Origin of the sequence: Streptomyces sp. NPDC001222 (genome assembly GCF_042896945.1) — a bacterium.
GTDB lineage: Bacteria > Actinomycetota > Actinomycetes > Streptomycetales > Streptomycetaceae > Streptomyces > Streptomyces gibsoniae.
On the sequence record NZ_JBIAXT010000003.1, the window covers coordinates 165304 to 187633 of the forward strand.

Genomic DNA, 22330 nt, shown 5'->3' on the forward strand with positions numbered 1-22330 from the left:
CCGGCTCAGGGGGCCGCACCCCTTCGGACCTTCGGAAGGAAACCATGGCCATGGACGCCATCTCCGTCATCCGCACCAAGCGGGACCGCGGTGAGCTGAGCGACGAGCAGATCGACTGGGTCATCGACGCGTACACGCGGGGCGAGGTCGCCGACGAGCAGATGTCCGCACTCGCGATGGCCATCCTGCTCAACGGCATGAACCGCCGTGAGATCGCCCGCTGGACCGCCGCGATGATCGCCTCCGGCGAGCGGATGGACTTCTCGTCGCTGTCCCGCCCGACGGCCGACAAGCACTCGACCGGTGGCGTCGGCGACAAGATCACCCTCCCGCTGGCGCCGCTCGTCGCCGCCTGCGGCGCGGCCGTCCCGCAGCTGTCCGGCCGCGGCCTCGGCCACACCGGCGGCACCCTGGACAAGCTGGAGTCGATCCCCGGCTGGCGCGCCCTGCTGTCGAACGAGGAGATGCTGCACGTCCTCGACACGACGGGCGCGGTGATCTGCGCGGCGGGCGACGGGCTGGCCCCCGCCGACAAGAAGCTCTACGCGCTGCGCGACGTCACCGGCACCGTCGAGGCGATCCCGCTGATCGCCTCCTCGATCATGTCGAAGAAGATCGCGGAGGGCACGGGCTCGCTGGTCCTGGACGTCAAGGTCGGCTCCGGCGCCTTCATGAAGACGATCGAGGACGCCCGCGAGCTGGCCTCCACGATGGTGGGCCTCGGCACGGACCACGGTGTGAAGACGGTGGCGCTGCTCACCGACATGTCCACGCCCCTGGGCCTGACGGCTGGCAACGCGCTGGAGGTCCGTGAGTCGGTCGAGGTCCTGGCGGGCGGCGGTCCGGCGGACGTGGTGGAGCTGACGATCGCCCTGGCGCGCGAGATGCTGGACGCGGCCGGCGTGAAGGACGCGGACCCGGCGAAGGCGCTGGCCGACGGCTCGGCGATGGACGTCTGGCGCCGGATGATCGCGGCCCAGGGCGGCGACCCGGACGCGACGCTGCCGACGTCGAAGGAACAGCACGTGGTGAAGGCCCCGTCGTCGGGCGTGCTGACCCGGCTCGACGCCTACGGCATCGGTGTCGCCGCCTGGCGCCTCGGCGCGGGCCGCGCCCGCAAGGAGGACCCGGTGCAGGCCGCGGCGGGCATCGAGATGCACGCCAAGCCGGGTGACACGGTGACGGCCGGCCAGCCACTGCTGACCCTGCACACGGACACCCCCGAGCGCTTCGAGTACGCCCTTCAGGCGATCGAGGGCTCGTACGACGTAGCGACCCCGGACACGCCCTTCACCGCCTCGCCGGTGGTGCTGGAACGTATCGCCTGACCTGGGCTTTTATCGTTCGGGTGAACGGGACCGGTGGACCGCCGCCGAGTCCCGTTCGGCATGCTGGGATCGGTGACGCACCGATGGGAGACACCGCCATGAGCGCACTCACCGTGAGCCAGGACCCCGAGCAGAGCTGGGACGACCTCGTCCGGTTCTGGGAGGAGATGGAATGGCCCGAGGGCAGCAAGGTGGAGATCATCGAAGGGGTCGTCACCGTGTCACCCGCTCCCGCGTACGGCCACAACGTCATTGCCGCGCGAATCCACCGCCGCCTGCTTTCCGTGATCCCTGAGGATTGCGAGGTCTTCCAGACACTGGCCATCGCCGTCCCCTCGCGTCTGGGCATGCTGATCCCAGACCTTGTGGTGGCCCCGCTCCAGGGGCACGTGGAGACGGACACCCACGTCCCGGCCGCCCTGGCCGAACTGGTCGTCGAGGTGACCTCCCGGTCCAACGCCCGCCACGACCGCGTCAGCAAGCCCGCGTACGCGACCGCAGGCATCCCGTTCTACCTCCTCGTGGACCGCTGGGCCCCCGGCGTTCCCACGGTGACGCTGTACGGCGAGCCCAGGGGCGACGTCTACCAAGTCCTGTCCGCAGTCAAGTTCGGCGACACCCTCACGCTGCCCGCCCCCTTCGACCTCACCCTCGACACCAGCGAGTTCCCCGCCGACTAGTGCCGTGCCGGGCGTCGCGAGCCGGTGAGCCTCTCCGGTCGCAGCACTGGCCACGCCGCCGAGTCCGTCCGCCGATGACTTCCGCCTGCTGCGGCCGTCTACCGAACGTGGACGCGACAACACCAGCGGTGCTGCATCTGCCCGTCTCCCTCGGCCGGGGCGAGGTGGCGGGGCTGTGCGAGGACGTGCGGGCGCTGCTCCTGTCCGGCGGTGCCGAGGTCGTGGTGTGCGACGCGTCCCGGCTGGGCCCACCGGCACTCACGACCGTTGACGCGCTCGCCCGGTTGCAGCTCGCGGCCCGGCGGGCCGGGGGCCGGATACGGCTGCGTGATCCGGCGCCCGCGCTCCGTGCGCTACTCGACCTCGCCGGCCTCCCCATCGAGCTGGAGGGGCAGGTCGAACAGAGGGAACCAGCGCTTGGTGTCGAGGAAGCAGTGGAACCCGGAGATCCTGCCCTGTGATATCTCCAGGACCTGGACCGCCCAGGCCGTGAAGGCGCCCGTGTCCGGGTCCGGCTTGTACTGGGCGAAGCCCGGCAGCCCGTTGACCGCGACCGGCACCAGGCGGGAGCCCGCGCAGGCGGAGCCGAGCGTGGTCATGAAACCGGTGATGTCCCGCGTGCCGCGCAGCCACAGGTCGAACGGCGGCATCGTCATCACCGCGTCCTCGTGCAGCAGGGCCGTCAGCGCCGCCATGTCATACCCCTCGAAGGCCGCCACATAGCGCTCCAGAAGCTGCTGCTGCTCCGCGTCCAGGGGGTCCGAGACGGCGGCGTCCGCGCCCTCGCCCGCCCGCTCCGCCAGCGTCGCCCGCGCCCGCTGCAGCGCGCTGTTGACCGAGGCGACCGAGGTGTCGAGCAGCTCGGCCACCTCGCTCGCCCGCCAGGCCAGCACCTCGCGCAGGATGAGCACCGCGCGCTGCTTGGCGGGCAGTTGCTGAAGAGCCGCCATGAGGGCCAGCCGGACCGACTCCTTGGCGACCGCCGCCTCCGCCGGGTCGCCGGTCGTCGGCAGGACGCGCGCGTCGGGCATCGGCTCCAGCCACGTGCTGTCCGGGCGCGGGGAGAGGGCGGCCTGGGCGAGGGGCGTGGACTCGGTCAGGTCCATCGGGCGGGCACGCCGGTTGCCCGCGCTCAGCATGTCCAGGCAGACGTTCGTCGCGATCCGGTACAGCCAGGAGCGGAGCGAGGAGCGGCCCTCGAACTTCTCGTAGCTGCGCCAGGCGCGGACCATCGTGTCCTGCACCGCGTCCTCGGCCTCGAAGGACGAGCCGAGCATGCGATAGCAGTACCCCGTCAGCTCGGTTCGGTGCTTCTCCAGCCGGACGTCGAGGTCGTCGAGCTCGTCAACCGGCGCCGTACTGTCACTCATGGTCCACCCACCCCACGTGGCCTCACCCGGGGCGCACCCTTGCGCCCCAGCCCTTCGGAAGCTACCCCAGCCCACTGACAACGGCCCCCGGAGCGCGCGAAGCCCCTGCTCAGACCAGCTGCTTCACGGACATGAGCAGATGGCGGTGGTCCGCCTCCGCCCCCTCCGCGACGGCGGGCCCGGCCGTCACCCCCGTGAGCAGCGCGCGCTGTCCCGGCCCCAAAAGCTCCATCCGCACCCGCGGCGACTCGAAGGAGGCCAGCGCGTCCAGCAGATACGCCGGGTTGAAGGCCACGGACGTCTCGGCGGCCCCGTGCAGCCCGGCCGGCAGCTGTTGCGCGGCGACGTCGTCCCCGTATCCGGCCCTCAGCAGCACGGATCCGCCCGCCGTGAAGTCCAGCCGCACCGGACTGTTCGCCTCCGCAACCACCGCGACCCGTCGCACCGCTTCCGTCAGCGCCGCGCACTCCACTTCGGCGACCGCCGCACCCGCCATGGCGAACAGCGATCCGTAGCCCGGCAGCCGGCCGTCCAGCAGCCGTACCGCCGTGCGCATGCCGCCGCCCTCGAAGCCGATCAGCCCCCCGCCCGAGGGGGCCAGACCGATCCGCACCCGCCCGGTACGGGCCAGCGACCGCGCGACGTCGAGCAGCCGGCGGGCGGACAGCAGCGCTTCCGCCGTGCCGCCGGACGCCCCGGCCTCCGGCTTCCACCCCAGCCGTCGTACGGCATACCGGTACCGGTCGGACGAGGACAGCGTCATCGTGTCGCCGTCCAGACACAGTTGCACACCGGTGAGCGCGGGAAGGGTGTCGTCGCGGCCCGCGGCCACGGCGACCTGGCCCACGGCGGTCGCGAAGGCGGCGGCGTCCACGCTTCCGTACGGCTCGGGAGACACCGGCAGCGGCGGGTACTCCTCGCGCGGCAGCGTCGACAGCCCGAAGCGTGTACCGCCCGCCTCGACCGTGAACCGCGTCCCCTCCAGTCCGCAGCTCACCGGACCCTCCGGCAGCACCCGGCAGATGTCCAGCAGCCGGCGGCCCAGGACGAGCACCTGCCCGTCCGCCGCCGTCTCCGCCTCGGTCTCGATGCGCGCGGCCGTCTCGAAGTCGAACCCCGACACGGTCAGCCGCCCCGCTGTCGCCTCCAGCAGCAGCCCGCCCAGCACCGGCACCGGCGTCCGCGCGGGCAGCACGCGGCCCGCCCACGCCACGGCCTCGGCGAGGTCCCTGCGGTCGATCCGGAACTCCATGAACAAACCCCCTGCTCGGTCCAGTTGACCGGCGGACGCTATACGCGACCGCTGACAACCGGCGCCGACCAGGGGGGAATGCGGAAAGATCCCGGCCCCGCATCCGGGCCGGACCCGGCCTCAGGCCGTGGCGAGCCGCCGTTCGGCGCGGGCCGCGCGGGACCCGAACACCGTGATCGTCACGACGCCGAGGACCGCCAGCACGCCCATGCCCACCGTCCCGGACCAGCCGGCCGAGTGGAACGCCATCGCACCGACGGTGCTGCCCGTGCTGGAGCCGAGGTAGTACGTCGACTGATACAGCGCCGACGCCTGGGCGCGGCCCCGCTGTGCCGTGTGGCTGACCGCCGACGACGCCACCGCGTGCCCCGCGAAGAAGCCCGCCGTGATCAGGACCAGGCCCAGCAGGACCAGCGGCAGGGTGGAGGTCAGGGACAGCAGCAGGCCCGCCGTCGTGGTGCCGGCCGCCAGATAGAGCGCCCCGCGGCGGCCCAGCCGGCTCACCAGACGGCCGGCCGTCGACGCCGACACCGTGCCCACCAGGTACACCAGGAAGATCGAGCCGATGATGCCCTGCGGCAGCCCGAACGGCTGCTCCGTCAGGCGGTAGCCGATCACGGTGTAGACACCGCCGAACACCATCATGAACAGCGCGCCGATCGCGTAGAGCCGGCACAGCAGCGGGTTGGCCAGGTGGTCGCGGACCGTGCGGGCCAGCACCCGCGGGCGCAGCGACCCCGGCGTGAAGTGCTTCGGCTCCGGCAGCAGCAGCCGGAAGGCCACCGCGCACCCCACCGCGATCACCCCGATCGTGCCGACGGAGACCCGCCAGCCCCACTCCTGCGCGACCCAGCCGGTGATGACCCGGCCGCTCATCCCGCCGACGCTGTTGCCGGCCACGAACAGGCCGATCGCCGTGATCAGCGCCTTGGGGGTGACCTCCTCGGCGAGGTACGCGGTCGCCGACGCGGGCAGTCCGGCCAGCGCCGCGCCCTGGACCGCGCGCAGCGCGATGAGCACGCCGAGCGACGGGGCGAACGGGACCAGCAGCCCCACCGCCGCCGCGACCGCCAGCGACGCCGTCATCAGCGTCCGCCGTCCGAACCGCTCGGAGAGCGCGCTCATGGGGAGGACGAACAGCGCCAGTCCGCCGGTGGCGCACGACACCGTCCAGCTCGCCGCGCTCGCCGTCGCCCCGAAGTCGCGCGAGACGAGCGGCAGCAGGGCCTGCGTGGAGTAGAGGAGAGCGAAGGTCGCGACCCCGGCGAGGAAGAGGGCGAGGCTCATCCGGCGGTAGCCGGCGCCGCCCGGGGTCAGCCGGGAGGTGTCGGTGGGGGCGGTCACGGTGTCGGCGCCCACGAGGGTGGTGGACGCCCCGGTATCGGCGGCAGGCATGTGTCGACCGTACGGACGCCGTGATTCATCCGTCCAATGCACAGAAAGGCGATAATCGATCCCATGGTGCATCAGCAGAGGTCAGCCGGACGCCTGTCACCGTCCAGTGACACAAGTGACACAGAAGACATTGTCGCGCTGCTTGCGCCGCGCCTGGCGCACTTCGCGGGTGTCGCCCGGACCGAGCATGTGACGCGGGCCGCGCAGGAGATGCAGGTCCCCCAGTCCACCCTGTCCCGCGCCCTCGTACGCCTCGAAAAGGACCTGGGCGTCGAACTGTTCGCCCGGCGCGGGCGCACGGTCGCCCTCACCCCCGCCGGGCGGACCTTCCTCGCGTCCGTCGAGCGCGCTCTCGCGGAGATCGAACGGGCCGCCGAGGAGGTGCGCGCGGACGCCGACCCGGCCACCGGCAAGGTCGCCTTCGGCTTTCTGCACACGATGGGCGCCGAGACCGTCCCCGGTCTGCTCCACGCCTTCCGCGCCGACCATCCGCGGGTGCGTTTCAGCCTGGTGCAGAACTACGGCGAGGCGATGCTGGAGAGGCTGCGCGCCGGGGAGCTGGACCTGTGTCTGACCTCGCCGGTGCCCGACGCACCCGATCTGGTCGCGCGCCGTCTCGACGAGCAGAAGCTGCGGCTCGTCGTGCCGGCCGACCACCGGCTCGCGGGCCGTCGGCGCATCCGTCTCGCCGAGGCCGCGGACGAGACCTTCGTGACCCTGGAACCGGGTTACGGCCTGCGCCGCATAACCGACGACGTGTGCCGCGAGGCCGGGTTCAAGCCGCGGATCGCCTTCGAGGGCGAGGAGGCCGAGACCCTGCGGGGGCTGGTCGCGGCGGGACTGGGCGTCGCGCTGCTGCCGCCGCCGACGGTGCCGCGGCCCGGCGTCGTCGAGCTGACGGTCACGGCGCCCCGGGCGGTGCGGGAGATCGGTGTCGCATGGCTGGAGGGGCATGTCGACACGCCACCGGTGGCGGCCTTCAAGAAGTTCCTGCTGTCCAGGAGGGGACGGCTGCTGCCCGACTGAGCGGGGCCGCCGCCCTCACTTGCGCAACGACCGCCCGAACCCGGCCGCGAGCGGCATCCGCAGCCCGATGGGCGGGGGAGCCGCGAGGGCGTCCTCCACCGGGCGGGAGAAGTGCCGCCCGAACAGCGTGCCCATCACGAAGTCCGCCGCGAGTGCGTGCACTTCGGAGCGGTACTGACGCAACCCGTGCCCGTCCGTGTGCACTTCGAAGCGGCAGATGTCACGGTTGGCCTTCTTCGAGCGTGCCGCCAGCCGGAAGGACAGCTCCGGGTCCGTGCGCTCGTCGTTCGTGCCGTGCACGATCAGCACGCGTCGGCCCACGAGTTGCTTCACCGGTTCGGGCGACGCGGCCATGTCCTCCTCGGGCAGCCAGGGCGACATCGCCAGCGCGGAGACGACCGCCGGGTGCCCGGCCGCGTGCAGCGCCGCCCGGCCGCCCATGCCCACGCCGACGAGGCACACCGGCACATCCCCATGGCGTCGTACGATCTCGTCGGCGGCCCATGCGGCGTCCTGCGCCGTGTGTGCCTCGCTGCCGTTCCACCCCCGATAGCGGTAGTGCACCACATGCGTGATCAGGCCCTCGCCGTACCCGGCCCGGGCCAGCCGGCGCCCCAACGTGTGGACGGAGGCGGTCGCGAGCAGGGCGGACGGCCTGCGGGCCGAGATCTCGTCGCAGCCCGGGAGCAGCAGCACCGCGCCGCTCACGGTCGTCGGCTCCGGGCCGAGCGCCCTCCCCAGCCGGGCTCTGCGAACCGGCGTCGCTTGGTGTGCCATGACAGAACAGTGTCAGAAGCGACGGTGTACGCGACCCGTCCTGCGGGTCACCGTTGCGTATCGACGCTTCGCGCTCCCGCATGCTCTACGCGCGTAGGGCGTATGGTGCGGAAATGACGAGCCAGCACCAGAACACCCCGAGCTGGGATCAGATCCGCCGGGCGCCCAAGGTCCTGCTGCACGATCACCTCGACGGGGGCCTGCGCCCCGGCACGATCGTCGAACTCGCCCGCCGGGCAGGCTACTCGCACCTGCCCGAGACGGACCCGGACAAGCTCGGCATCTGGTTCCGCGAGGCCGCCGACTCCGGGTCCCTGGAGCGCTACCTGGAGACCTTCTCCCACACCGTCGGCGTGATGCAGACCCGGGACGCGCTGGTGCGGGTGGCCGCCGAGTGCGCCGAGGACCTCGCCGAGGACGGGGTCGTCTACGCCGAGGTGCGCTACGCCCCCGAGCAGCACCTGGAGGGCGGGCTCACCCTGGAGGAGGTCGTCGAGGCGGTCAACGAGGGCTTCCGGGAGGGCGAGCGGCGCGCGAAGGAGAACGGCCACCGCATCCGCGTCGGCGCCCTGCTCACCGCCATGCGCCACGCGGCCCGCGCCCTGGAGATCGCCGAACTGGCCAACCGCTACCGCGATCTGGGCGTGGTGGGCTTCGACATCGCCGGCGCCGAGGCCGGCTACCCGCCCACCCGCCACCTCGACGCCTTCGAGTACCTGAAGCGGGAGAACAACCACTTCACCATCCACGCCGGGGAGGCCTTCGGGCTGCCGTCCATCTGGCAGGCGCTGCAGTGGTGCGGCGCCGACCGGCTCGGGCACGGGGTGCGCATCATCGACGACATCGAGGTCCTCGAGGACGGCTCGGTGCAGCTCGGGCGGCTCGCCTCGTACGTACGCGACAAGCGCATCCCGCTGGAGCTGTGCCCCAGTTCCAACCTTCAGACCGGAGCCGCCGACTCCTACACCGACCACCCCATCGGGCTGCTGCGACGGCTGCACTTCCGTGTCACGGTGAACACGGACAACCGTCTGATGTCGGGGACCAGCATGAGCCGGGAATGCGAGCACCTGGTCGAGGCTTTCGGCTATACGCTCGACGATCTTCAGTGGTTCGCGGTCAATGCCATGAAGTCGGCATTCATTCCTTTCGACGAACGGCTGGCGATGATCAATGACGTCATCAAGCCGGGGTACGCCGAGTTGAAGTCCGAATGGCTGTTCCGGCAGACCGCCTCCACCAGCGCTTCCCCGGTCAACGAGGGCTGACGGGCCCCGTCCTCCGGCGGCCACCCCGTCCTCGCGGGGGCGCGTGCCTACGGATGCGGAGCGTGGGACGCCTCCTGCCGTGTCGGGCGGGCGATGCCGGACAGATCGTGGGCGCTCACGCTGTTGCGGTCGGTGACCGAGCGGCCCAGGGCATGATGCGGCCACAGCCCCGCAGCCACCCCGCGGCTGCGCTCGCTCCATTCGCGGGCCGGGGCGCTATCGGCCTTGTAGTGGTTCAGGGCGAACCCGCCGGAGTGGATCCGCAGCAGGCAGAAGCCACCGGGATACTCCTTGACCGCACTGACTTCCTGCATCCTGACGTGCGGCGCCTGCGGCAGGACGCTGTGCTTGTTGCGGTGGGTGTGGCCCGCGTGGTGGAGGAAGACACCCGGTGCGCCTGCGTAGGCATCGAGAATGGAACGGGCCTGACGACGCTCGATGCGCTGCCCGCCCGTCACGGGGAAGACGGAATCCGGTACGGCCAATGGATGGTGACCGAACACCACGGTCGGCTGTTCCTTGTGTTCCCTCAACAGGGCCCGGAACCACGACAGCTGTCCGGCGCCGAGCCCGCCCGCGCCGGCACCGTTGCCGTCCTTCTCATACGTGTCGAGCCCGGTGATCCTCAGCCCGCCGAGGTCCCGGGTGAAATACGAAGGCTCCACGGCGTCGAGGAACGCGCCACGAAAGCCGTCCCCGCAACCTCCCGCACACGCCCCACAGTCACCGTGCCCGGCTCTGTCGTGGTTTCCGCGTACGACGAAATAGTCCTGTCCGTGGGTGCCGAAACCATCCAGAATCCGCCTGGCCCGAGCCAGATCCGACGGTGCGCCGCCGGCCGATATGTCCCCCGCGACCAGCAGTACGTCCGCTCCGCGCCGACGGGCTTCTTCGACCACACTCCGGCTCATGATCTCCGGGTACGGCGCGCCTCCTCGCCGCTGCGCCACCCCGCGCAGCAGGGGTACGCCTGCCACCAGACCTGCGGTGGTCTCTCCCAGGTGGAGGTCGTTGCAGAGCGCGATCGACAGCAGGTGCCGTCCCGGCGGAGGCTGCGGTGTGGTGAAGGAGTACGGCCCGCCGGGCGAGTCGAGCCCGTGGCGACTGGTGCCGACGGCGTTGCCGCGGACAAGGTGCAGCGGTGTGGGCGTCGCGGGCACACCTTGCGAACGGGCCTGGTAGAAATACGTCTGCCCGGGCTCCAGCCCCGTGAGTTCGACGTGGTGGTGCGCGGTGGGGCGGTCCTCGGCCGCGCTGCGGTTCAGCCGGGCGGGGTGAGTGCCGTAGACGACCTCCCCCTCCGTGGCCGCGGGAACCATGTGGCCCGGTCCGTCGTCGGTGCCGGGCACTCCGGTGTACCAGGTGATGATCGCGCGGTCTTCGGTCAGGGTGACCAGTTCCAGATTGACGGCTGCCAAGGCGCCGGGGCGGTGGGGCAGGCTTCCGCGCGTCGGGCCGTGCATGGCGTCGGCAGCGGCTCGCAGCAGGGCGGGGGCGAGGAGGGCACCGGATCGTGCGACTTCACAGGGGGTGGGCAGGGCCGACAGGGCCATGCGGGGAGCGGAGATGCAGCAGCGCATGCCGGGTGGGTGCCCGCTCGCGGTGAACGGCGGCAGTGGCAACGACGGCGGCACCGGGTATGGAGTGCGACGACTCGCTCGTCCGTGGACGATGCCGGGTCTGCGTCAGCTGACCGTGGATCAGGAGGGCGTGGCGTCGGGGAAGCGACCCCCGCCTGGTCGAGGCTCTCGGTTGTACGCTCGACGATCTCCAGTGGTTCTCCGTCAATGCTATGGAGTCGGCATTCATTCCTTTCGACGAACGGCCGGCGATGATCGATGACGTCATCAAGCCGGGGTATGCCGAGTTGAAGTCCGAATGGCTGTTCCGGCGGACCGCCTCCACCAGCGCTTCCCCGGTCAACGAGGGCTGACGAGGCTCGATTTCCGGCGGCCGACGGCAGGGATCCGTCCGTTCAAGGGGCGTTTGCGGAGCCCGCTTTCACCTGCTTACGGTTTCGGGACCGCTCATATCCCCGTCAACGGATCCAAGGACGCATTCATCATGAAGCAGTCTGCTGCCAAAACCCTCGGGGTCGCCGCTCTCGGTGCCGCCTTCGCCGCCGCGGGCGCGGGCGTCGCGAGCGCGGCCCCGGCCGGGCCGGACATCGCCGGGCCGGACACCGCGACCCAGGCGCTGCCGCTGGACCACGTCACCGGGGTGGTGCCCGGCGCCGGTGAGGTGCTCGGCCAGGGGCAGCGCGCCCTCGGCACCGCGGTGCCCGCCGTGCAGCGGGCCGCGTCCGGGGGACCGGTCGTGCCGGTCGGTGGACTGCTCGGCGGACTGCCCGTCAAGCCGCTGCCCGTGCAGGGCCTGCCGCTGAACGGCATCCCGCTGGCCTGACACGACCGCGCCCCGTGACGCCGATGGGCGGCCCCCGACCGGGTGCCGCCCATCGGCGTCGGCGCGTCCGGCGGACCGGACCGCCTCCCGTCACCAGGCCGTGTGGGCGCCCGCCTTGTCCTCCGACGGGAACAGGATCCACAGGGCTATGTAGAGCAGGAACTGCGGGCCGGGAAGCAGACACGACAGCAGGAAGATCACCCGCATCGTGGTCGCGGAGGTGCCGAAGCGCCGTGCCAGCGCTGCGCACACTCCGCCGATCATCCGTCCGTGGGTGGGGCGGGAAATGGCGGTCATGGTGGCTCCTTCGCGAACCGTGGCGGGAAGCGGATCCCGGCGGCTGCCAGGATGTCCGGTCGGAGGTGGAGTCCTCGACTCGTCCGAGGACTTCGACGTTGTTCCGACGTGTTCCACGCTACGGGGACGAAGCGGGAGAAGCCTCACTCTAGGGAGCCATCCCGACCCTGGGAATCGTCGGGGTCCGCCCCTGAGCCGGCTCCTCCCGAGGGTGGGCGGCCCGCCGCCGTGACTCGGCCCGGCGGCGGAGCCGGGCCCGGGCCGCGGGCACGACCAGCACATGGGCCAGCGCCACCCCGACGGTGTTCAGCAGGATCGAGTCGATGTCGGCGACCTGACCGGGCACGCCCGTCTGCGCCAGTTCGATGCCCAGCGAGATCAGGGTGCCGGTGGCGACCGTACGCACCATCGAGGCGAACGGGGAGCCGGCAAGACGGCCGCCGGTCATCGGCAGCAGCACCCCGAGGGGCGCGAGCAGTGCGAGCCCCCTGCCGATCCGGCGGGCGGCCTCCGGCCACCCCAGCGCCAGATCGGCTCTGATGCCGGCCAGCGGATGCAGATTGGCGGGACTCACCCAGGGCACGTCCAGCGGGCGCAGCGTGAGCCAGGCGACAAGGGCCAGATGCGCGGCGAGGAGAACACCCCCAGCCACACGGATGCGGAACACGGCACTGCCGCCGTCTGAGCCTTGACGCTGCACGCCCCCCTAGACGCCACGCCGTACGGTATCGGTTCCCCTGACGCATTTTTGCCGTCAGCCTCGGGGGCACCGGCGGCGTCGGCGCCCTCGAGGCTCACCCGTCGGAGACCCCCGTCGACGGCGGTGCCACGGCGCCGGGACGGGAGCGCACGTCGGCCGTGCACTGGTAGCGGCGCAGCGGCTGGGCGTCCGGGCCGCCGAGCATGACACTGCCGTCGTCGGCGGTGGTCGCCTCCGAGTCGGCGAACGTACAGACGATCTGGCCGAGGGCGTACGAGGTGAGGCTCTCGGGGCGGGTGCTCAGCCGGAACGTGTCCGACGGGTCCTTGCCGCGCGGACCGCTGACCTTGATCCCGTCGGTCACGTCCGTCGTGTACCCAGCCTGCTTCTCCGCGGGCGACGGCTGCACGGCGAGCTGGTCGAGCAGCCCCTGTGCGACCAGCACCCGGCGCTCCGCCTCCACGGTGCCGTCCGGGATGCGTACGAAACGGTCCACGGTCACCAGCTGCGCTGCGCACAGCAGGAACACCTGGACCGGAATGCCGCGGCCCGCCTGCGCCGACGCGTCCGTGCCGGACAGTGCGCAGGGCATCCGGGACGGTGCGGGACCGAAGTCCGTCGGCACCTGGGTGGCGCGGATGCCGCAGCCGGACAGCAGCGTGGCCATCAGCGCGGTGGCGAGCCAGGGACGTCCGCCTCGTATGCTCATCGGGCGTTCCCCTTGGTGCCGTTGCCGTTCCGCAGCTCCTCCTCGACCAGCGGCGACGCGTCACGCGGCAGCCGCAGCGTGAACACGGCCCCGCCCTCGGGGGAGTTGGCTGCGGTGATCTCCCCGCCGTGGATGTGCGCGTTCTCCATCGCGATGGACAGGCCGAGACCGCTGCCCTCGGAGCGCGGCCGCGAGGCGCTCGCCTTGTAGAAGCGGTCGAAGACGTGCGGCAGGACGTCCTCCGGGATGCCCGGACCGTGGTCCCGCACGCTGATGACCAGTTCCTCGCCCTCCTCGCGCACCGACACCCGGACCGGCGATCCGCCGTGCTTGAGCGCGTTGCCGATCAGATTGGCCAGGATCACGTCGAGCCGGCGCGGGTCGAGGCGGGACATGATGCCGCGTTCGGCGTCCAGGTCGACGGCGTCCAGCCAGGCGCGGGCGTCGATGCACGCGGTGATCTGGTCGGCGATGTCCACGTAGTCCAGGACCAGCCGGGCCGTTCCGGCGTCGAACCGGGTGACCTCCATGAGGTTCTCGACGAGGTCGTTCAGCCGCCGGGTCTCGCTGACCACCAGCCGCACGGCCGGCTCGATCATGGGATCGATACCGCCCGACTCCGCGTCCAGCTCCTCCTCCAGGACCTCGGTGACGGCCGTGATCGCGGTGAGCGGCGTACGCAGCTCGTGCGACATGTCGGCGACGAAGCGCCGGGACGCCTCCTCACGGGCGCTCATGTCCGCGACCGTCTTCTCCAGGGACTCGGCGGCACGGTTGAACGTCCGGGACAGCTCGGCCAGTTCGTCGGTCCCCGACACCCGCAGCCGGGTGTCCAGCTTGCCCTCGCCCAGCCGCCGGGCCGCGATGCCGAGGCGGTGCACGGGCTTCAGCACGGTCGTGGCGGCGGCCTGCGCGAGCAGCGCCGAGCCGATCAGCGCCAGACCGGTGGCGATACCGAGCGACCAGGCCAGCGAGTTGAGGTCCTTCGCCTCCGGCTCCAGGGACTTGAGCATGTAGCCGGTCGGGCCGCCGCCTATGACCTTGGCACCGCCCACCAGATACGGCTTGTCGTCCTCGATGACCCGCTGCCAGTACAGGTGGTAGGTGTCCTTGCCGCCCGACGACTTCTGCTGCTTGTCGACGGCCTTGCGCAGCGAGGCGGGCACGTCCTGAAGCGTGAAGGTGTCCAGGTCGGAGTTGCCGGTCACGGTCCTGCCGTGCTCGTCCTGGGCGATCAGCAGCACGCTGAAGCGCTGGCTGCTGTTCGCCATCTGCCCGGCGGTGTGCTGCAACTGGTCCCGGGTGGGGTGCACCGGCAGCGAACTCGCCCGGTTCTGCATCTCCTGCTGGAAGTCGCGCAGCACCGCGTCCTGGGTGCGGGTGAGCACGGCCTCGCGGTTGAGCCAGTACGCGATGGCGGAGGCCGACACCGCGGCGGTCAGCGCGACGAGACCGAAGACCACGACCAGGCGCAGTCGGAGGCTGGTGAAGCGCAGGCGTGACTGTACGGCCCTGCGTGCCGCGGCCCAGCCGCGGAGTCCCCTGTGCGGATCGGTCACTGAGGGGCGTCCAGCCGGTAGCCGACACCGCGGACCGTACGGATCAGCGTGGGGGACGACGGCACGTCCTCGACCTTGGCACGCAGCCGCTGGACACACGCGTCGACGAGCCGCGAGTCGCCCAGGTAGTCGTGCTCCCACACCAGACGCAGCAACTGCTGCCGGGACAGGGCCTGGCCCGGCCGCCGGCTCAGCTCCAGCAGCAACCGCAGCTCGGTCGGGGTGAGTTGAAGATCCTCGCCGTTCTTGGTGACCGTCATCGCCGACCGGTCGATGACGACGTTGCCGAAGGTCGCCGAGTCGCTGGACTCCCGCTCGCCGCGCCGCAGCACCGCCCGGATCCGGGCGTCGAGGACCCGGCCCTGCACCGGCTTGACGACATAGTCGTCGGCGCCGGACTCCAGCCCGACCACGACGTCGATGTCGTCGCTGCGCGCGGTGAGCAGGATGATCGGCAGCTGGTCGGTGCGCCGGATGCGCCGGCACACCTCGAAACCGTCGATGCCGGGCAGCATGACGTCCAGCACGATCAGATCCGGCCGCTGCTCACGCAGCAGCTTCAGGCCGTCCTCTCCGGTGGCAGCGGTGGCCACACGGTGTCCCTGGCGCGTCAGTGAGAGCTCCAGGGCCGTTCGGATGGCGTCGTCGTCCTCGATCAGCAACAGGGAAGGCACGGGGGCCATTCTGGCCCATGCCGCGGCTGTCTTTCGACTGCTGGAGCGCCCCCGCTGTCCCCGCGTGCCCGGGACGCGCGGCGGCGGTGCGCGTGCGTAGCCGTACGACTCTTCTCTGTGACGACGCTGTGCCACGGCTGGGGAGGGGCCCTGTGACAGGTCTGTGACAGTCGGCGGACACGGCCATGAAGTGGCCCGGGCAAGCTTTTCGACACAAGCAAGGCCGCACGGAAGTACGGGACTCCACGACGGGGGGCGCGGGATGAACACGCTGCACAGCACCAGCACGGGCGCAGTTGTCACGCGTCTCCACGACGTGACCCGGCACACCGAGAAGTCCGGTGTCGTGAGCGGGCGGGGGTGCGCTCGCGGCGCCGGACGTCAGCACACCGCGTATATGACGGTGGTTGACGCGCACACGGGGGAAGCGCACGGGGGAGCTGCGTACGGGGAGGCATCGGGGGAGCGTCGCTCCGTGACGGAGGCGGAGTTCACCGCCTACGTCGAGGAGCGCCGCGCCTCCCTGTACGCCACCGCCTACCACCTGACCGGAGACCGCTTCGAGGCCGAGGACCTGCTGCAGAGCGCGCTGTTCTCGACGTACCGGGCGTGGGACCGGATCAGTGACAAGGCCGCCGTGGGGGGCTATCTGCGGCGGACGATGACCAATCTGCACATCAGCGCGTGGCGCCGCCGCAAGCTGAACGAGTACCCGACCGAGGAGCTGCCGGAGACCGCCGGCGACACGGACGCGATGCGCGGCACCGAGCTGCGCGCCGTCCTGTGGCAGGCGCTCGCCCGGCTGCCGGAACTCCAGCGCACCATGCTGGTCCTGCGCTACTACGAGGGCCGCACGGACCCGGAGATCGCGGAGATCCTCGACATCAGCGTCGGCACGGTGAAGTCCAGCATCTGGCGGTCGCTCCGCCGGCTGCGCGACGACGAGGTCCTGAGCTTCGGCCGGGACCTGGAGGAGTCCTTCGGGGAGCTTGTCGCCTGAGGGGCGGGGGGACACGGGGGAAGTCCGCCGCGTGACACGGGGGAGTGTCGTCGCGGGGGAGCAACGGGGGAGCGGTACCTGGGGGGGAACCGCAAGAGCACGGGGGAGCACAAGGGAGCGGGACCGGAGGGCCGGGGGGTCCGTCCGGTCCCGCTTCTCGTGGTGCGGGTGGCGCCTGTCGCAGGACGGCTAGGCCGCCGCTGCCTTGGCCGGGGTCCGGCGGCCCGCCGCCGCCGCGGCGAGCCGGCTCAGCGCCTCGTCCCGGTCGCAGGCATACGCGCCGAGAGCCGTCTGGCGGGCGACGATCGACCGCTCCGCGCGCATCAGCCGCCAGCCACGGCGCAGCAGGAACGGGACCGACTTGCGGCCCTCCTTGAGATCGCGCAGGAAACGGCGGCGGAACGTGGTGAGGGGCCCGCGGGTCAGGCACAGCGCGTCGGCGAGCAGGCCCAGTTCACGGCAGCGCTCCACGACCTCGGCGGCGAAGATGCCCTCCGCGATGAACACCGGCGTACGGTCGATCTCCAGCGCCTCCTCGCCCGTACGGGCGCTCAGCGCGATGTCGTACACGGGCACCCTCGTACGGCCCGTGGCGCACAGTTCGGCGATGGCCGCGACCGCGACGTCCTCGTCCCACGACTGCGGATGGTCCCAGTCGATGTCCGAACTCCCCTTCACCAGGGGCAGCGTCGGGTCGTCGCCTTCCTTGTAGAAGTCGTCGAGGCGCAGGACGGGCAGCCCGGACAGTTCGGCGACAAGGGACTTGCCGGAGCCGGAGGGGCCGCACAGCAGCACGACGCGGGCGGGGGCCGGAGGATGGAGACTCACGAGACACCAGTCTGACGCATTCCGTACACCGTGCCGACCCCGCGGGTCGACCTTGGAGCGCACATCACACCTCAACTACCCTGCGTGTCGACAGCATTACTCTACGCAGTGAAAAGGTGGCAGCAGCCATGGCACGACACGCCTCCCCCAAGAACCCGACCGCTCGGCGCGCTCTCGTCCTCATCGCGACCGCGGGTGCCGCGCTGGGGGCGGGCGCGGCAGCGGCGTCGGCGGAGAGCGCCCCGGTTCTCGATGTGATGCGCACCCGGCCCGTGTCGCTCGACCAGGCAGGCCGGCAGGCGCTGCCGGAGCTGACCGGGGTCGTGGGTCAGGTCTCCGGGCCGCTCGCGAACCTCAAGCCCAACCCGCTGGCGGGCACGGGTGTGGATCCGCTGGACAACGGCCTCACCACGCAGGTCGCCGACTTCAAGCCGCTGGCCTCGCAGGGCCTGACCCGTCCGGTGGCCGAGGCGCAGTCGCTCGGCAGCGTGCCGGTCGTCGGACAGGTGCTCCACGCGGTGCGCTGAGCCTCCTTCGAGGACGGCCGGACGACGCGGAGCCGCGCTTCCCCGAGACGGCGGGGAAGCGCGGCTCCGCTGTCGAGGCGCTGCTCGCTCTTCGGGCCGGCGTCAGTACGACGAGCCGGACGCGCCCAGCGAACCCGTCGGGTGCCAGACCGTCTTCGTCTCCAGGAAGGCCGTCAGGCGCTCGATGCCCGGAGTCTCGAAGTAATCCACAGCCTGTGGACGAAGAACACGCTTCAGGTTGTCCGCAGCCGCGATCTCCAGCTCCTTCGCCAGGTCCTCGTCGGCACCCGCGAGGTCGATCGCGTTGACGTCCTGGTGCGCGGCGAGCGGCGCCGCGATCTCCGCCGTACGGCCGGAGAGGACGTTGACGACCCCGCCGGGCAGATCGGAGGTGGCCAGCACCTCGCCGAGCGAGAGCGCCGGGAGCGGGGACTTCTCGCTCGCGATCACGACGGCGGTGTTGCCGGTCGCGATCACCGGGGCGACCACCGAGATCAGGCCCAGGAAGGACGAATCCTGCGGCGCGAGGACCGCGACCACACCCGTCGGTTCGGGGCTGGACAGGTTGAAGAACGGGCCCGCGACCGGGTTGCCGCCGCCGACCACCTGGGCGATCTTGTCGGTCCAGCCCGCGTACCAGACCCAGCGGTCGATCGCCGCGTCGACGACCGCCGCCGCCTTCGCCTTCGACAGGCCCTCCGCGTCGGCCACTTCGCGTACGAACTGCTCGCGCCGTCCCTCCAGCATCTCGGCGATGCGGTAGAGGATCTGGCCGCGGTTGTACGCCGTCGCGCCCGACCAGCCGCCGAACGCCTTGCGCGCGGCGACCACGGCGTCACGGGCGTCCTTGCGGGACGACTGCGGGGCGTTCGCCAGCCAGTTGCCCTTGGAGTCCGTCACCTCGTACACCCGGCCGCTCTCGGAACGCGGGAACTTCCCGCCGACGTACAGCTTGTAGGTCTTGAAGACCGACAGCCGCTGCTCGGTCTTCTCGGTCTTCTCAGACATCGAGGTACGCCTCCAGGCCGTGGCGGCCGCCCTCGCGGCCGAAGCCCGACTCCTTGTAACCGCCGAACGGCGAGGTCGGGTCGAACTTGTTGAACGTGTTGGACCAGACGACACCCGCGCGCAGCTTGTTCGCGACGGCCAGGATCCTGGAGCCCTTCTCCGTCCAGATACCGGCGGACAGGCCGTACTGGGTGTTGTTCGCCTTGGCGACGGCCTCGTCCGGGGTGCGGAAGCTGAGGACCGAGAGCACCGGGCCGAAGATCTCGTCACGGGCGATGGTGTGCGCCTGGGTGACGTTGGTGAAGAGCGTCGGCGCGAACCAGTACCCGGAGGAGGGGAGTTCGCAGGCCGGGGACCAGCGCTCGGCGCCCTCCGCCTCGCCCTGCTCGGCGAGCGCGGTGATCCGGGCCAGCTGCTCGGCGGAGTTGATCGCGCCGATGTCGGTGTTCTTGTCGAGCGGGTCGCCGAGGCGGAGCGTCGACAGCCGCCGCTTGAGGGAGTCCAGCAGCTCGTCCTGGATCGACTCCTGGACCAGGAGGCGGGAGCCCGCGCAGCAGACCTGGCCCTGGTTGAAGAAGATGCCGCTCACGATGCCCTCGACGGCCTGGTCGATCGGGGCGTCGTCGAAGACGATGTTGGCGCCCTTGCCGCCCAGTTCGAGGGTGACCTTCTTCTTCGTGCCCGCGACCGTGCGTGCGATCTGCTTGCCGACGGCCGTGGAGCCGGTGAAGGCGACCTTGTTCACGTCCGGGTGGGCGACGAGCGCAGCGCCCGTGTCGCCGTAGCCGGGAAGGATGTTGACGACGCCCTTGGGCAGGCCCGCCTGGCGGCAGATGTCCGCGAAGAACAGGGCGGACAGGGGGGTGGTCTCGGCGGGCTTCAGGACGACCGTGTTGCCGGTCGCGAGCGCCGGGGCGATCTTCCACGCCAGCATCAGCAGCGGGAAGTTCCAGGGGATGACCTGGCCCGCGACGCCCAGCGGCCGCGGGTTGCGGCCGAAGCCCGCGTGCTCCAGTTTGTCGGCCCAGCCGGCGTAGTAGAAGAAGTGCGCGGCGACCAGGGGGAGGTCGGCGTCGCGGGTCTCCTTGATCGGCTTGCCGTTGTCCAGAGTCTCCAGGACGGCCAGCTCGCGGCTGCGCTCCTGGATGACGCGGGCGATGCGGAACAGGTACTTGGCGCGCTCGGAGCCGGGCAGCGCCGACCACTTCTCGAAGGCCTTGCGGGCGGCCTTGACCGCGCGGTCGACGTCGGCCTCGCCTGCCTGGGCGACCTCGGAGAGGACCTCCTCGGAGGACGGGCTGATGGTCTTGAAGACCTTGCCGTCGGCCGCCTCGGTGAACTCACCGTCGATGAACAGGCCGTAGGAGGGCGCGATGTCGACGACCGAGCGGGACTCGGGTGCCGGGGCGTACTCGAATGCGGATGACACGTTTTCCATGAGGGTCTCAGTCCACCGTCACGTAGTCGGGGCCGGAGTAGCGGCCGGTGGCCAGCTTCTGACGCTGCATCAGCAGATCGTTCAGGAGCGAGGAGGCGCCGAAGCGGAACCAGTGGTTGTCCAGCCAGTCCGGGCCGGCCGTCTCGTTGACGAGGACCAGGAACTTGATGGCGTCCTTGCTGGTACGGATGCCGCCGGCGGGCTTCACGCCGACATGGACGCCGGTCTGGGCGCGGAAGTCGCGGACGGCCTCCAGCATGAGGAGGGTGTTGGCCGGGGTCGCGTTGACGGCGACCTTGCCGGTCGAGGTCTTGATGAAGTCCGCGCCCGCCAGCATGCCGAGCCAGCTGGCCCGCCGGATGTTGTCGTACGTGGACAGCTCGCCCGTCTCGAAGATCACCTTCAGCCGGGCGCTCGTCCCGCAGGCCTCCTTCACGGCGACGATCTCGTCGTACACCTTCAGGTACCTGCCCGCGAGGAACGCCCCGCGGTCGATGACCATGTCGATCTCGTCGGCGCCCGCGGCCACGGCCTCACGCACGTCGGCCAGCTTCACGTCCAGCGCGACACGGCCCGCCGGGAAGGCGGTGGCGACGGACGCGACCTTGACACCGGAGCCCGCGACGGCCTCCTTGGCCACGGCCACCATGTCGGGGTAGACGCAGACGGCGGCGGTCGTGGGGGTCGTACGGTCCGTGGGGTCGGGGTGGACCGCCTTGGCGCCGAGCGCCCGGACCTTGCCCGGGGTGTCCGCGCCTTCCAGCGTCGTCAGGTCGACCATCGAGATGGCGAGGTCGATGGCGTACGCCTTCGCGGTGGTCTTGATGGAACGGGTGCCGAGCGAGGCGGCGCGCGCCTCCAGGCCGACCGCGTCGACGCCGGGCAGCCCGTGGAGGAAGCGGCGCAGCGTGCTGTCGGACGCGGTGACGTCTGAGAGCGAGTGTGCTGGGGCATGGGTGGGCATGGTCACCAGATGAGCATATCTACGCGCGTAGCGGCTGTACACCCCCCGGGCGGTCGGGGTTGCTTTCGGCACCCGGGTCCGGCACCTGGGTACGAGCTTCCGCACGGGCGTCGGGCACAATCGGGGCCATGACGACCCCTGACGGCCGGCCACCCACGCCGGACCCCTCGGCCTCCGAGTTCCAGGACCAGGTCCACCGGTCCTCCGGTGGTATCGCGGCCGGCGTGCTGCTGCTCGCCATCATCCTCTGGCTCGGCATCGACGCGGTGGTCAAGGGTCACGGCCACACCCCCTGGCTGGCGCTTGCTGCCATGCTCCTGCTGATCCCGCTGGTCGTCGCCTTCACCATGCGCCCGGCCGTCTACGCGAACGACGAGCGGCTGCGCATCCGCAACCCCTTCCGCGTCATCGTGCTCCCCTGGGGCGCGGTCGCGGCGCTCCGCTCCGGCTACTCCAACGAGGCCGTCACCGACGCCGGGGCCAAGTACCAGCTCTGGGCGGTGCCCGTGTCCCTGCGGGGGCGCAAGAAGGCGGCCCGGCAGCAGACCCGGGCGACCGCGCCGCCGAGCGGCCGGGGGCGCCTCTTCTCGCAGCAGCCGTCGGCCGTCCCGAGCGAGCCCCCGCGCGCTCAGCCCGACAAGGTCATGGACGATCTGCGCGAGCTCGCCGAGGCCCACCAGAACTCCGAACGCGCCCAGGGCGAGCCGGCCGTCCGCTGGGCCTACGAGGTGATCGCCCCGGCGGTGGCGGGGGCGGTACTGCTGGCGATCCTGCTGGCGATCGGCTGAGCACGGCGGCCGGCGTCCGCCCCCGCGCCCGGCTCGCCCGCGGCAACGGGGTTCGCCGGCCGAGGTCACGGCTGTCGGTGGCCCGTACCTTTCTGTTCGGCGCCGGGCCGCCCCACGTGGGCGACCCGCGCCGTCCTTTTCGGGGCGCAGCACCGCGCCGGCCCCCGCCGAGACGGGCACCGTCGCGGCCACGCCCACCCCGGCGGTTTGAGCCGCGCAGGGCATGCGGAAAGGCCGGGCACGGGCTCAGTGACCTCAGGCGGTTCTGGGCCGCGTGACCGGCCGGGCATGGCATCCCTGAAGGGGGGCGCGGGACGCCGGTACGGAGGTGCCCAAGGG

Annotated in this window: 23 protein-coding genes and 1 pseudogene; 10 read left to right on the forward strand and 14 right to left on the reverse strand. The window is 71.4% G+C overall.

Going from position 1 to position 22330, the window contains the following annotated elements:
* Positions 1–50: 50 nt before the first annotated feature.
* From ACFY2Z_RS06430 to ACFY2Z_RS06440, 3 genes are all read left to right on the forward strand, one after another.
* A complete protein-coding gene (locus ACFY2Z_RS06430) occupies positions 51–1328 on the forward strand; it encodes a thymidine phosphorylase (protein ID WP_390743030.1) in 1278 nt (425 codons plus the stop codon).
* Between the two features lie 98 nt (positions 1329–1426).
* Positions 1427–2008, forward strand: coding sequence for a Uma2 family endonuclease (locus ACFY2Z_RS06435; protein ID WP_390743031.1), 582 nt, complete (start codon positions 1427–1429; stop codon positions 2006–2008).
* A gap of 74 nt (positions 2009–2082) precedes the next feature.
* On the forward strand, positions 2083–2469 hold the full coding sequence (locus tag ACFY2Z_RS06440; RefSeq protein WP_390743032.1) for an STAS domain-containing protein: 387 nt from the start codon (positions 2083–2085) through the stop codon (positions 2467–2469).
* Here ACFY2Z_RS06440 and ACFY2Z_RS06445 read toward each other — a convergent pair.
* The 3 genes from ACFY2Z_RS06445 to ACFY2Z_RS06455 form a co-directional block, all read right to left on the reverse strand.
* Positions 2362–3378 (reverse strand): sigma-70 family RNA polymerase sigma factor, encoded by a 1017-nt coding sequence (locus ACFY2Z_RS06445; protein ID WP_390743033.1) that lies wholly within the window; start codon positions 3376–3378, stop codon positions 2362–2364. The two genes, ACFY2Z_RS06440 and ACFY2Z_RS06445, sit on opposite strands and share 108 nt — an antisense overlap.
* A gap of 109 nt (positions 3379–3487) precedes the next feature.
* Complete coding sequence (gene dnaN, locus ACFY2Z_RS06450) at positions 3488–4630, reverse strand: DNA polymerase III subunit beta (protein ID WP_390743034.1); 1143 nt, start codon at positions 4628–4630, stop codon at positions 3488–3490.
* Between the two features lie 120 nt (positions 4631–4750).
* A complete protein-coding gene (locus tag ACFY2Z_RS06455) occupies positions 4751–6025 on the reverse strand; it encodes an MFS transporter (RefSeq protein ID WP_390743035.1) in 1275 nt (424 codons plus the stop codon).
* Between the two features lie 63 nt (positions 6026–6088).
* On the opposite strand from ACFY2Z_RS06455, the gene ACFY2Z_RS06460 reads away from it, so the two are divergent.
* Entirely contained in the window at positions 6089–7051 is a 963-nt protein-coding gene (locus ACFY2Z_RS06460; protein WP_390743036.1) for a LysR substrate-binding domain-containing protein, read from the forward strand.
* 15 nt (positions 7052–7066) lie between these two features.
* Here ACFY2Z_RS06460 and ACFY2Z_RS06465 read toward each other — a convergent pair whose 3' ends face one another.
* Positions 7067–7828, reverse strand: coding sequence for an alpha/beta hydrolase family protein (locus tag ACFY2Z_RS06465; RefSeq protein ID WP_390743037.1), 762 nt, complete (start codon positions 7826–7828; stop codon positions 7067–7069).
* 113 nt (positions 7829–7941) lie between these two features.
* On the opposite strand from ACFY2Z_RS06465, the gene ACFY2Z_RS06470 reads away from it, so the two are divergent.
* Positions 7942–9096, forward strand: a complete 1155-nt coding sequence (locus ACFY2Z_RS06470) for an adenosine deaminase (protein ID WP_390743038.1) — start codon at positions 7942–7944, stop codon at positions 9094–9096.
* A gap of 47 nt (positions 9097–9143) precedes the next feature.
* Here ACFY2Z_RS06470 and ACFY2Z_RS06475 read toward each other — a convergent pair whose 3' ends face one another.
* Positions 9144–10676 carry a metallophosphoesterase gene (locus tag ACFY2Z_RS06475; RefSeq protein ID WP_390743039.1) on the reverse strand — a complete coding sequence of 511 codons (1533 nt, stop codon included), beginning with the start codon at positions 10674–10676 and terminating at the stop codon, positions 9144–9146.
* 155 nt (positions 10677–10831) lie between these two features.
* On the opposite strand from ACFY2Z_RS06475, the pseudogene ACFY2Z_RS06480 reads away from it, so the two are divergent.
* Both ACFY2Z_RS06480 and ACFY2Z_RS06485 read left to right on the forward strand, forming a co-directional pair.
* Positions 10832–11029: pseudogene (locus ACFY2Z_RS06480) on the forward strand (adenosine deaminase); the annotation flags it as partial.
* A gap of 131 nt (positions 11030–11160) precedes the next feature.
* Positions 11161–11499 (forward strand): ATP-binding protein, encoded by a 339-nt coding sequence (locus tag ACFY2Z_RS06485; protein ID WP_390743040.1) that lies wholly within the window; start codon positions 11161–11163, stop codon positions 11497–11499.
* Between the two features lie 90 nt (positions 11500–11589).
* Here the strand turns inward: ACFY2Z_RS06485 and ACFY2Z_RS06490 are convergent, their stop codons facing one another.
* The 5 genes from ACFY2Z_RS06490 to afsQ1 all read right to left on the reverse strand — a co-directional run bounded on the left by ACFY2Z_RS06490 (position 11590) and on the right by afsQ1 (position 15438).
* Positions 11590–11796: a PspC domain-containing protein gene (locus tag ACFY2Z_RS06490; protein WP_355921410.1), complete on the reverse strand. Its 207-nt coding sequence runs from the start codon at positions 11794–11796 to the stop codon at positions 11590–11592.
* A 148-nt stretch (positions 11797–11944) separates the two neighbouring features.
* Positions 11945–12496, reverse strand: a complete 552-nt coding sequence (locus ACFY2Z_RS06495; RefSeq protein WP_311698206.1) for a VanZ family protein — start codon at positions 12494–12496, stop codon at positions 11945–11947.
* A gap of 94 nt (positions 12497–12590) precedes the next feature.
* Positions 12591–13205 (reverse strand): hypothetical protein, encoded by a 615-nt coding sequence (locus ACFY2Z_RS06500; RefSeq protein WP_390743041.1) that lies wholly within the window; start codon positions 13203–13205, stop codon positions 12591–12593.
* The gene (locus ACFY2Z_RS06505; RefSeq protein WP_390743042.1) at positions 13202–14764 is read right to left on the reverse strand and encodes an ATP-binding protein; all 1563 of its coding nucleotides are present in this window, start codon (positions 14762–14764) and stop codon (positions 13202–13204) included. Before ACFY2Z_RS06505 ends, ACFY2Z_RS06500 begins: the two co-directional genes overlap by 4 nt.
* On the reverse strand, positions 14761–15438 hold the full coding sequence (gene afsQ1 / locus ACFY2Z_RS06510; protein WP_181923142.1) for a two-component system response regulator AfsQ1: 678 nt from the start codon (positions 15436–15438) through the stop codon (positions 14761–14763). Before afsQ1 ends, ACFY2Z_RS06505 begins: the two co-directional genes overlap by 4 nt.
* Positions 15439–15700: 262 nt before the next feature.
* Here afsQ1 and ACFY2Z_RS06515 point away from each other — a divergent pair, with 262 nt between their 5' ends.
* On the forward strand, positions 15701–16438 hold the full coding sequence (locus tag ACFY2Z_RS06515) for a SigE family RNA polymerase sigma factor (RefSeq protein WP_355921422.1): 738 nt from the start codon (positions 15701–15703) through the stop codon (positions 16436–16438).
* Between the two features lie 189 nt (positions 16439–16627).
* Here ACFY2Z_RS06515 and ACFY2Z_RS06520 read toward each other — a convergent pair whose 3' ends face one another.
* Entirely contained in the window at positions 16628–17266 is a 639-nt protein-coding gene (locus ACFY2Z_RS06520) for a uridine kinase (protein WP_390743043.1), read from the reverse strand.
* 128 nt (positions 17267–17394) lie between these two features.
* Between ACFY2Z_RS06520 and ACFY2Z_RS06525 the strand changes: the two genes are divergently transcribed.
* The gene (locus ACFY2Z_RS06525; RefSeq protein ID WP_390743044.1) at positions 17395–17793 is read left to right on the forward strand and encodes a hypothetical protein; all 399 of its coding nucleotides are present in this window, start codon (positions 17395–17397) and stop codon (positions 17791–17793) included.
* A 102-nt stretch (positions 17794–17895) separates the two neighbouring features.
* On the opposite strand, the gene ACFY2Z_RS06530 is transcribed toward ACFY2Z_RS06525, so the two are convergent.
* Genes ACFY2Z_RS06530 through deoC form a run of 3 tightly spaced genes read right to left on the reverse strand, consistent with a single transcriptional unit; the run spans position 17896 to position 21203 of the window.
* Complete coding sequence (locus ACFY2Z_RS06530) at positions 17896–18801, reverse strand: aldehyde dehydrogenase family protein (protein ID WP_390743045.1); 906 nt, start codon at positions 18799–18801, stop codon at positions 17896–17898.
* The gene (locus ACFY2Z_RS06535; protein ID WP_390743046.1) at positions 18794–20230 is read right to left on the reverse strand and encodes an aldehyde dehydrogenase family protein; all 1437 of its coding nucleotides are present in this window, start codon (positions 20228–20230) and stop codon (positions 18794–18796) included. The genes ACFY2Z_RS06530 and ACFY2Z_RS06535 overlap by 8 nt, the downstream gene beginning before the upstream one ends.
* 16 nt (positions 20231–20246) lie before the next feature.
* On the reverse strand, positions 20247–21203 hold the full coding sequence (gene deoC, locus ACFY2Z_RS06540; protein ID WP_390743228.1) for a deoxyribose-phosphate aldolase: 957 nt from the start codon (positions 21201–21203) through the stop codon (positions 20247–20249).
* Between the two features lie 128 nt (positions 21204–21331).
* Here deoC and ACFY2Z_RS06545 point away from each other — a divergent pair, with 128 nt between their 5' ends.
* Positions 21332–21991 (forward strand): PH domain-containing protein, encoded by a 660-nt coding sequence (locus ACFY2Z_RS06545; RefSeq protein WP_390743047.1) that lies wholly within the window; start codon positions 21332–21334, stop codon positions 21989–21991.
* Positions 21992–22330 lie beyond the last annotated feature (339 nt).

Coding starts and splice junctions, on each gene's coding strand:
- ACFY2Z_RS06430 (WP_390743030.1), top strand. CDS start 51: ATGGACGCCATCTCCGTCATCCGCACCAAGCGGGACCGCGGTGAGCTG.
- ACFY2Z_RS06435 (WP_390743031.1), top strand. CDS start 1,427: ATGAGCGCACTCACCGTGAGCCAGGACCCCGAGCAGAGCTGGGACGAC.
- ACFY2Z_RS06440 (WP_390743032.1), top strand. CDS start 2,083: ATGACTTCCGCCTGCTGCGGCCGTCTACCGAACGTGGACGCGACAACA.
- ACFY2Z_RS06445 (WP_390743033.1), bottom strand. CDS start 3,378: ATGAGTGACAGTACGGCGCCGGTTGACGAGCTCGACGACCTCGACGTC.
- dnaN (WP_390743034.1), bottom strand. CDS start 4,630: ATGGAGTTCCGGATCGACCGCAGGGACCTCGCCGAGGCCGTGGCGTGG.
- ACFY2Z_RS06455 (WP_390743035.1), bottom strand. CDS start 6,025: ATGCCTGCCGCCGATACCGGGGCGTCCACCACCCTCGTGGGCGCCGAC.
- ACFY2Z_RS06460 (WP_390743036.1), top strand. CDS start 6,089: ATGGTGCATCAGCAGAGGTCAGCCGGACGCCTGTCACCGTCCAGTGAC.
- ACFY2Z_RS06465 (WP_390743037.1), bottom strand. CDS start 7,828: ATGGCACACCAAGCGACGCCGGTTCGCAGAGCCCGGCTGGGGAGGGCG.
- ACFY2Z_RS06470 (WP_390743038.1), top strand. CDS start 7,942: ATGACGAGCCAGCACCAGAACACCCCGAGCTGGGATCAGATCCGCCGG.
- ACFY2Z_RS06475 (WP_390743039.1), bottom strand. CDS start 10,676: ATGCGCTGCTGCATCTCCGCTCCCCGCATGGCCCTGTCGGCCCTGCCC.
- ACFY2Z_RS06485 (WP_390743040.1), top strand. CDS start 11,161: ATGAAGCAGTCTGCTGCCAAAACCCTCGGGGTCGCCGCTCTCGGTGCC.
- ACFY2Z_RS06490 (WP_355921410.1), bottom strand. CDS start 11,796: ATGACCGCCATTTCCCGCCCCACCCACGGACGGATGATCGGCGGAGTG.
- ACFY2Z_RS06500 (WP_390743041.1), bottom strand. CDS start 13,205: ATGAGCATACGAGGCGGACGTCCCTGGCTCGCCACCGCGCTGATGGCC.
- ACFY2Z_RS06515 (WP_355921422.1), top strand. CDS start 15,701: ATGAACACGCTGCACAGCACCAGCACGGGCGCAGTTGTCACGCGTCTC.
- ACFY2Z_RS06525 (WP_390743044.1), top strand. CDS start 17,395: ATGGCACGACACGCCTCCCCCAAGAACCCGACCGCTCGGCGCGCTCTC.
- ACFY2Z_RS06530 (WP_390743045.1), bottom strand. CDS start 18,801: ATGTCTGAGAAGACCGAGAAGACCGAGCAGCGGCTGTCGGTCTTCAAG.
- deoC (WP_390743228.1), bottom strand. CDS start 21,203: ATGCCCACCCATGCCCCAGCACACTCGCTCTCAGACGTCACCGCGTCC.
- ACFY2Z_RS06545 (WP_390743047.1), top strand. CDS start 21,332: ATGACGACCCCTGACGGCCGGCCACCCACGCCGGACCCCTCGGCCTCC.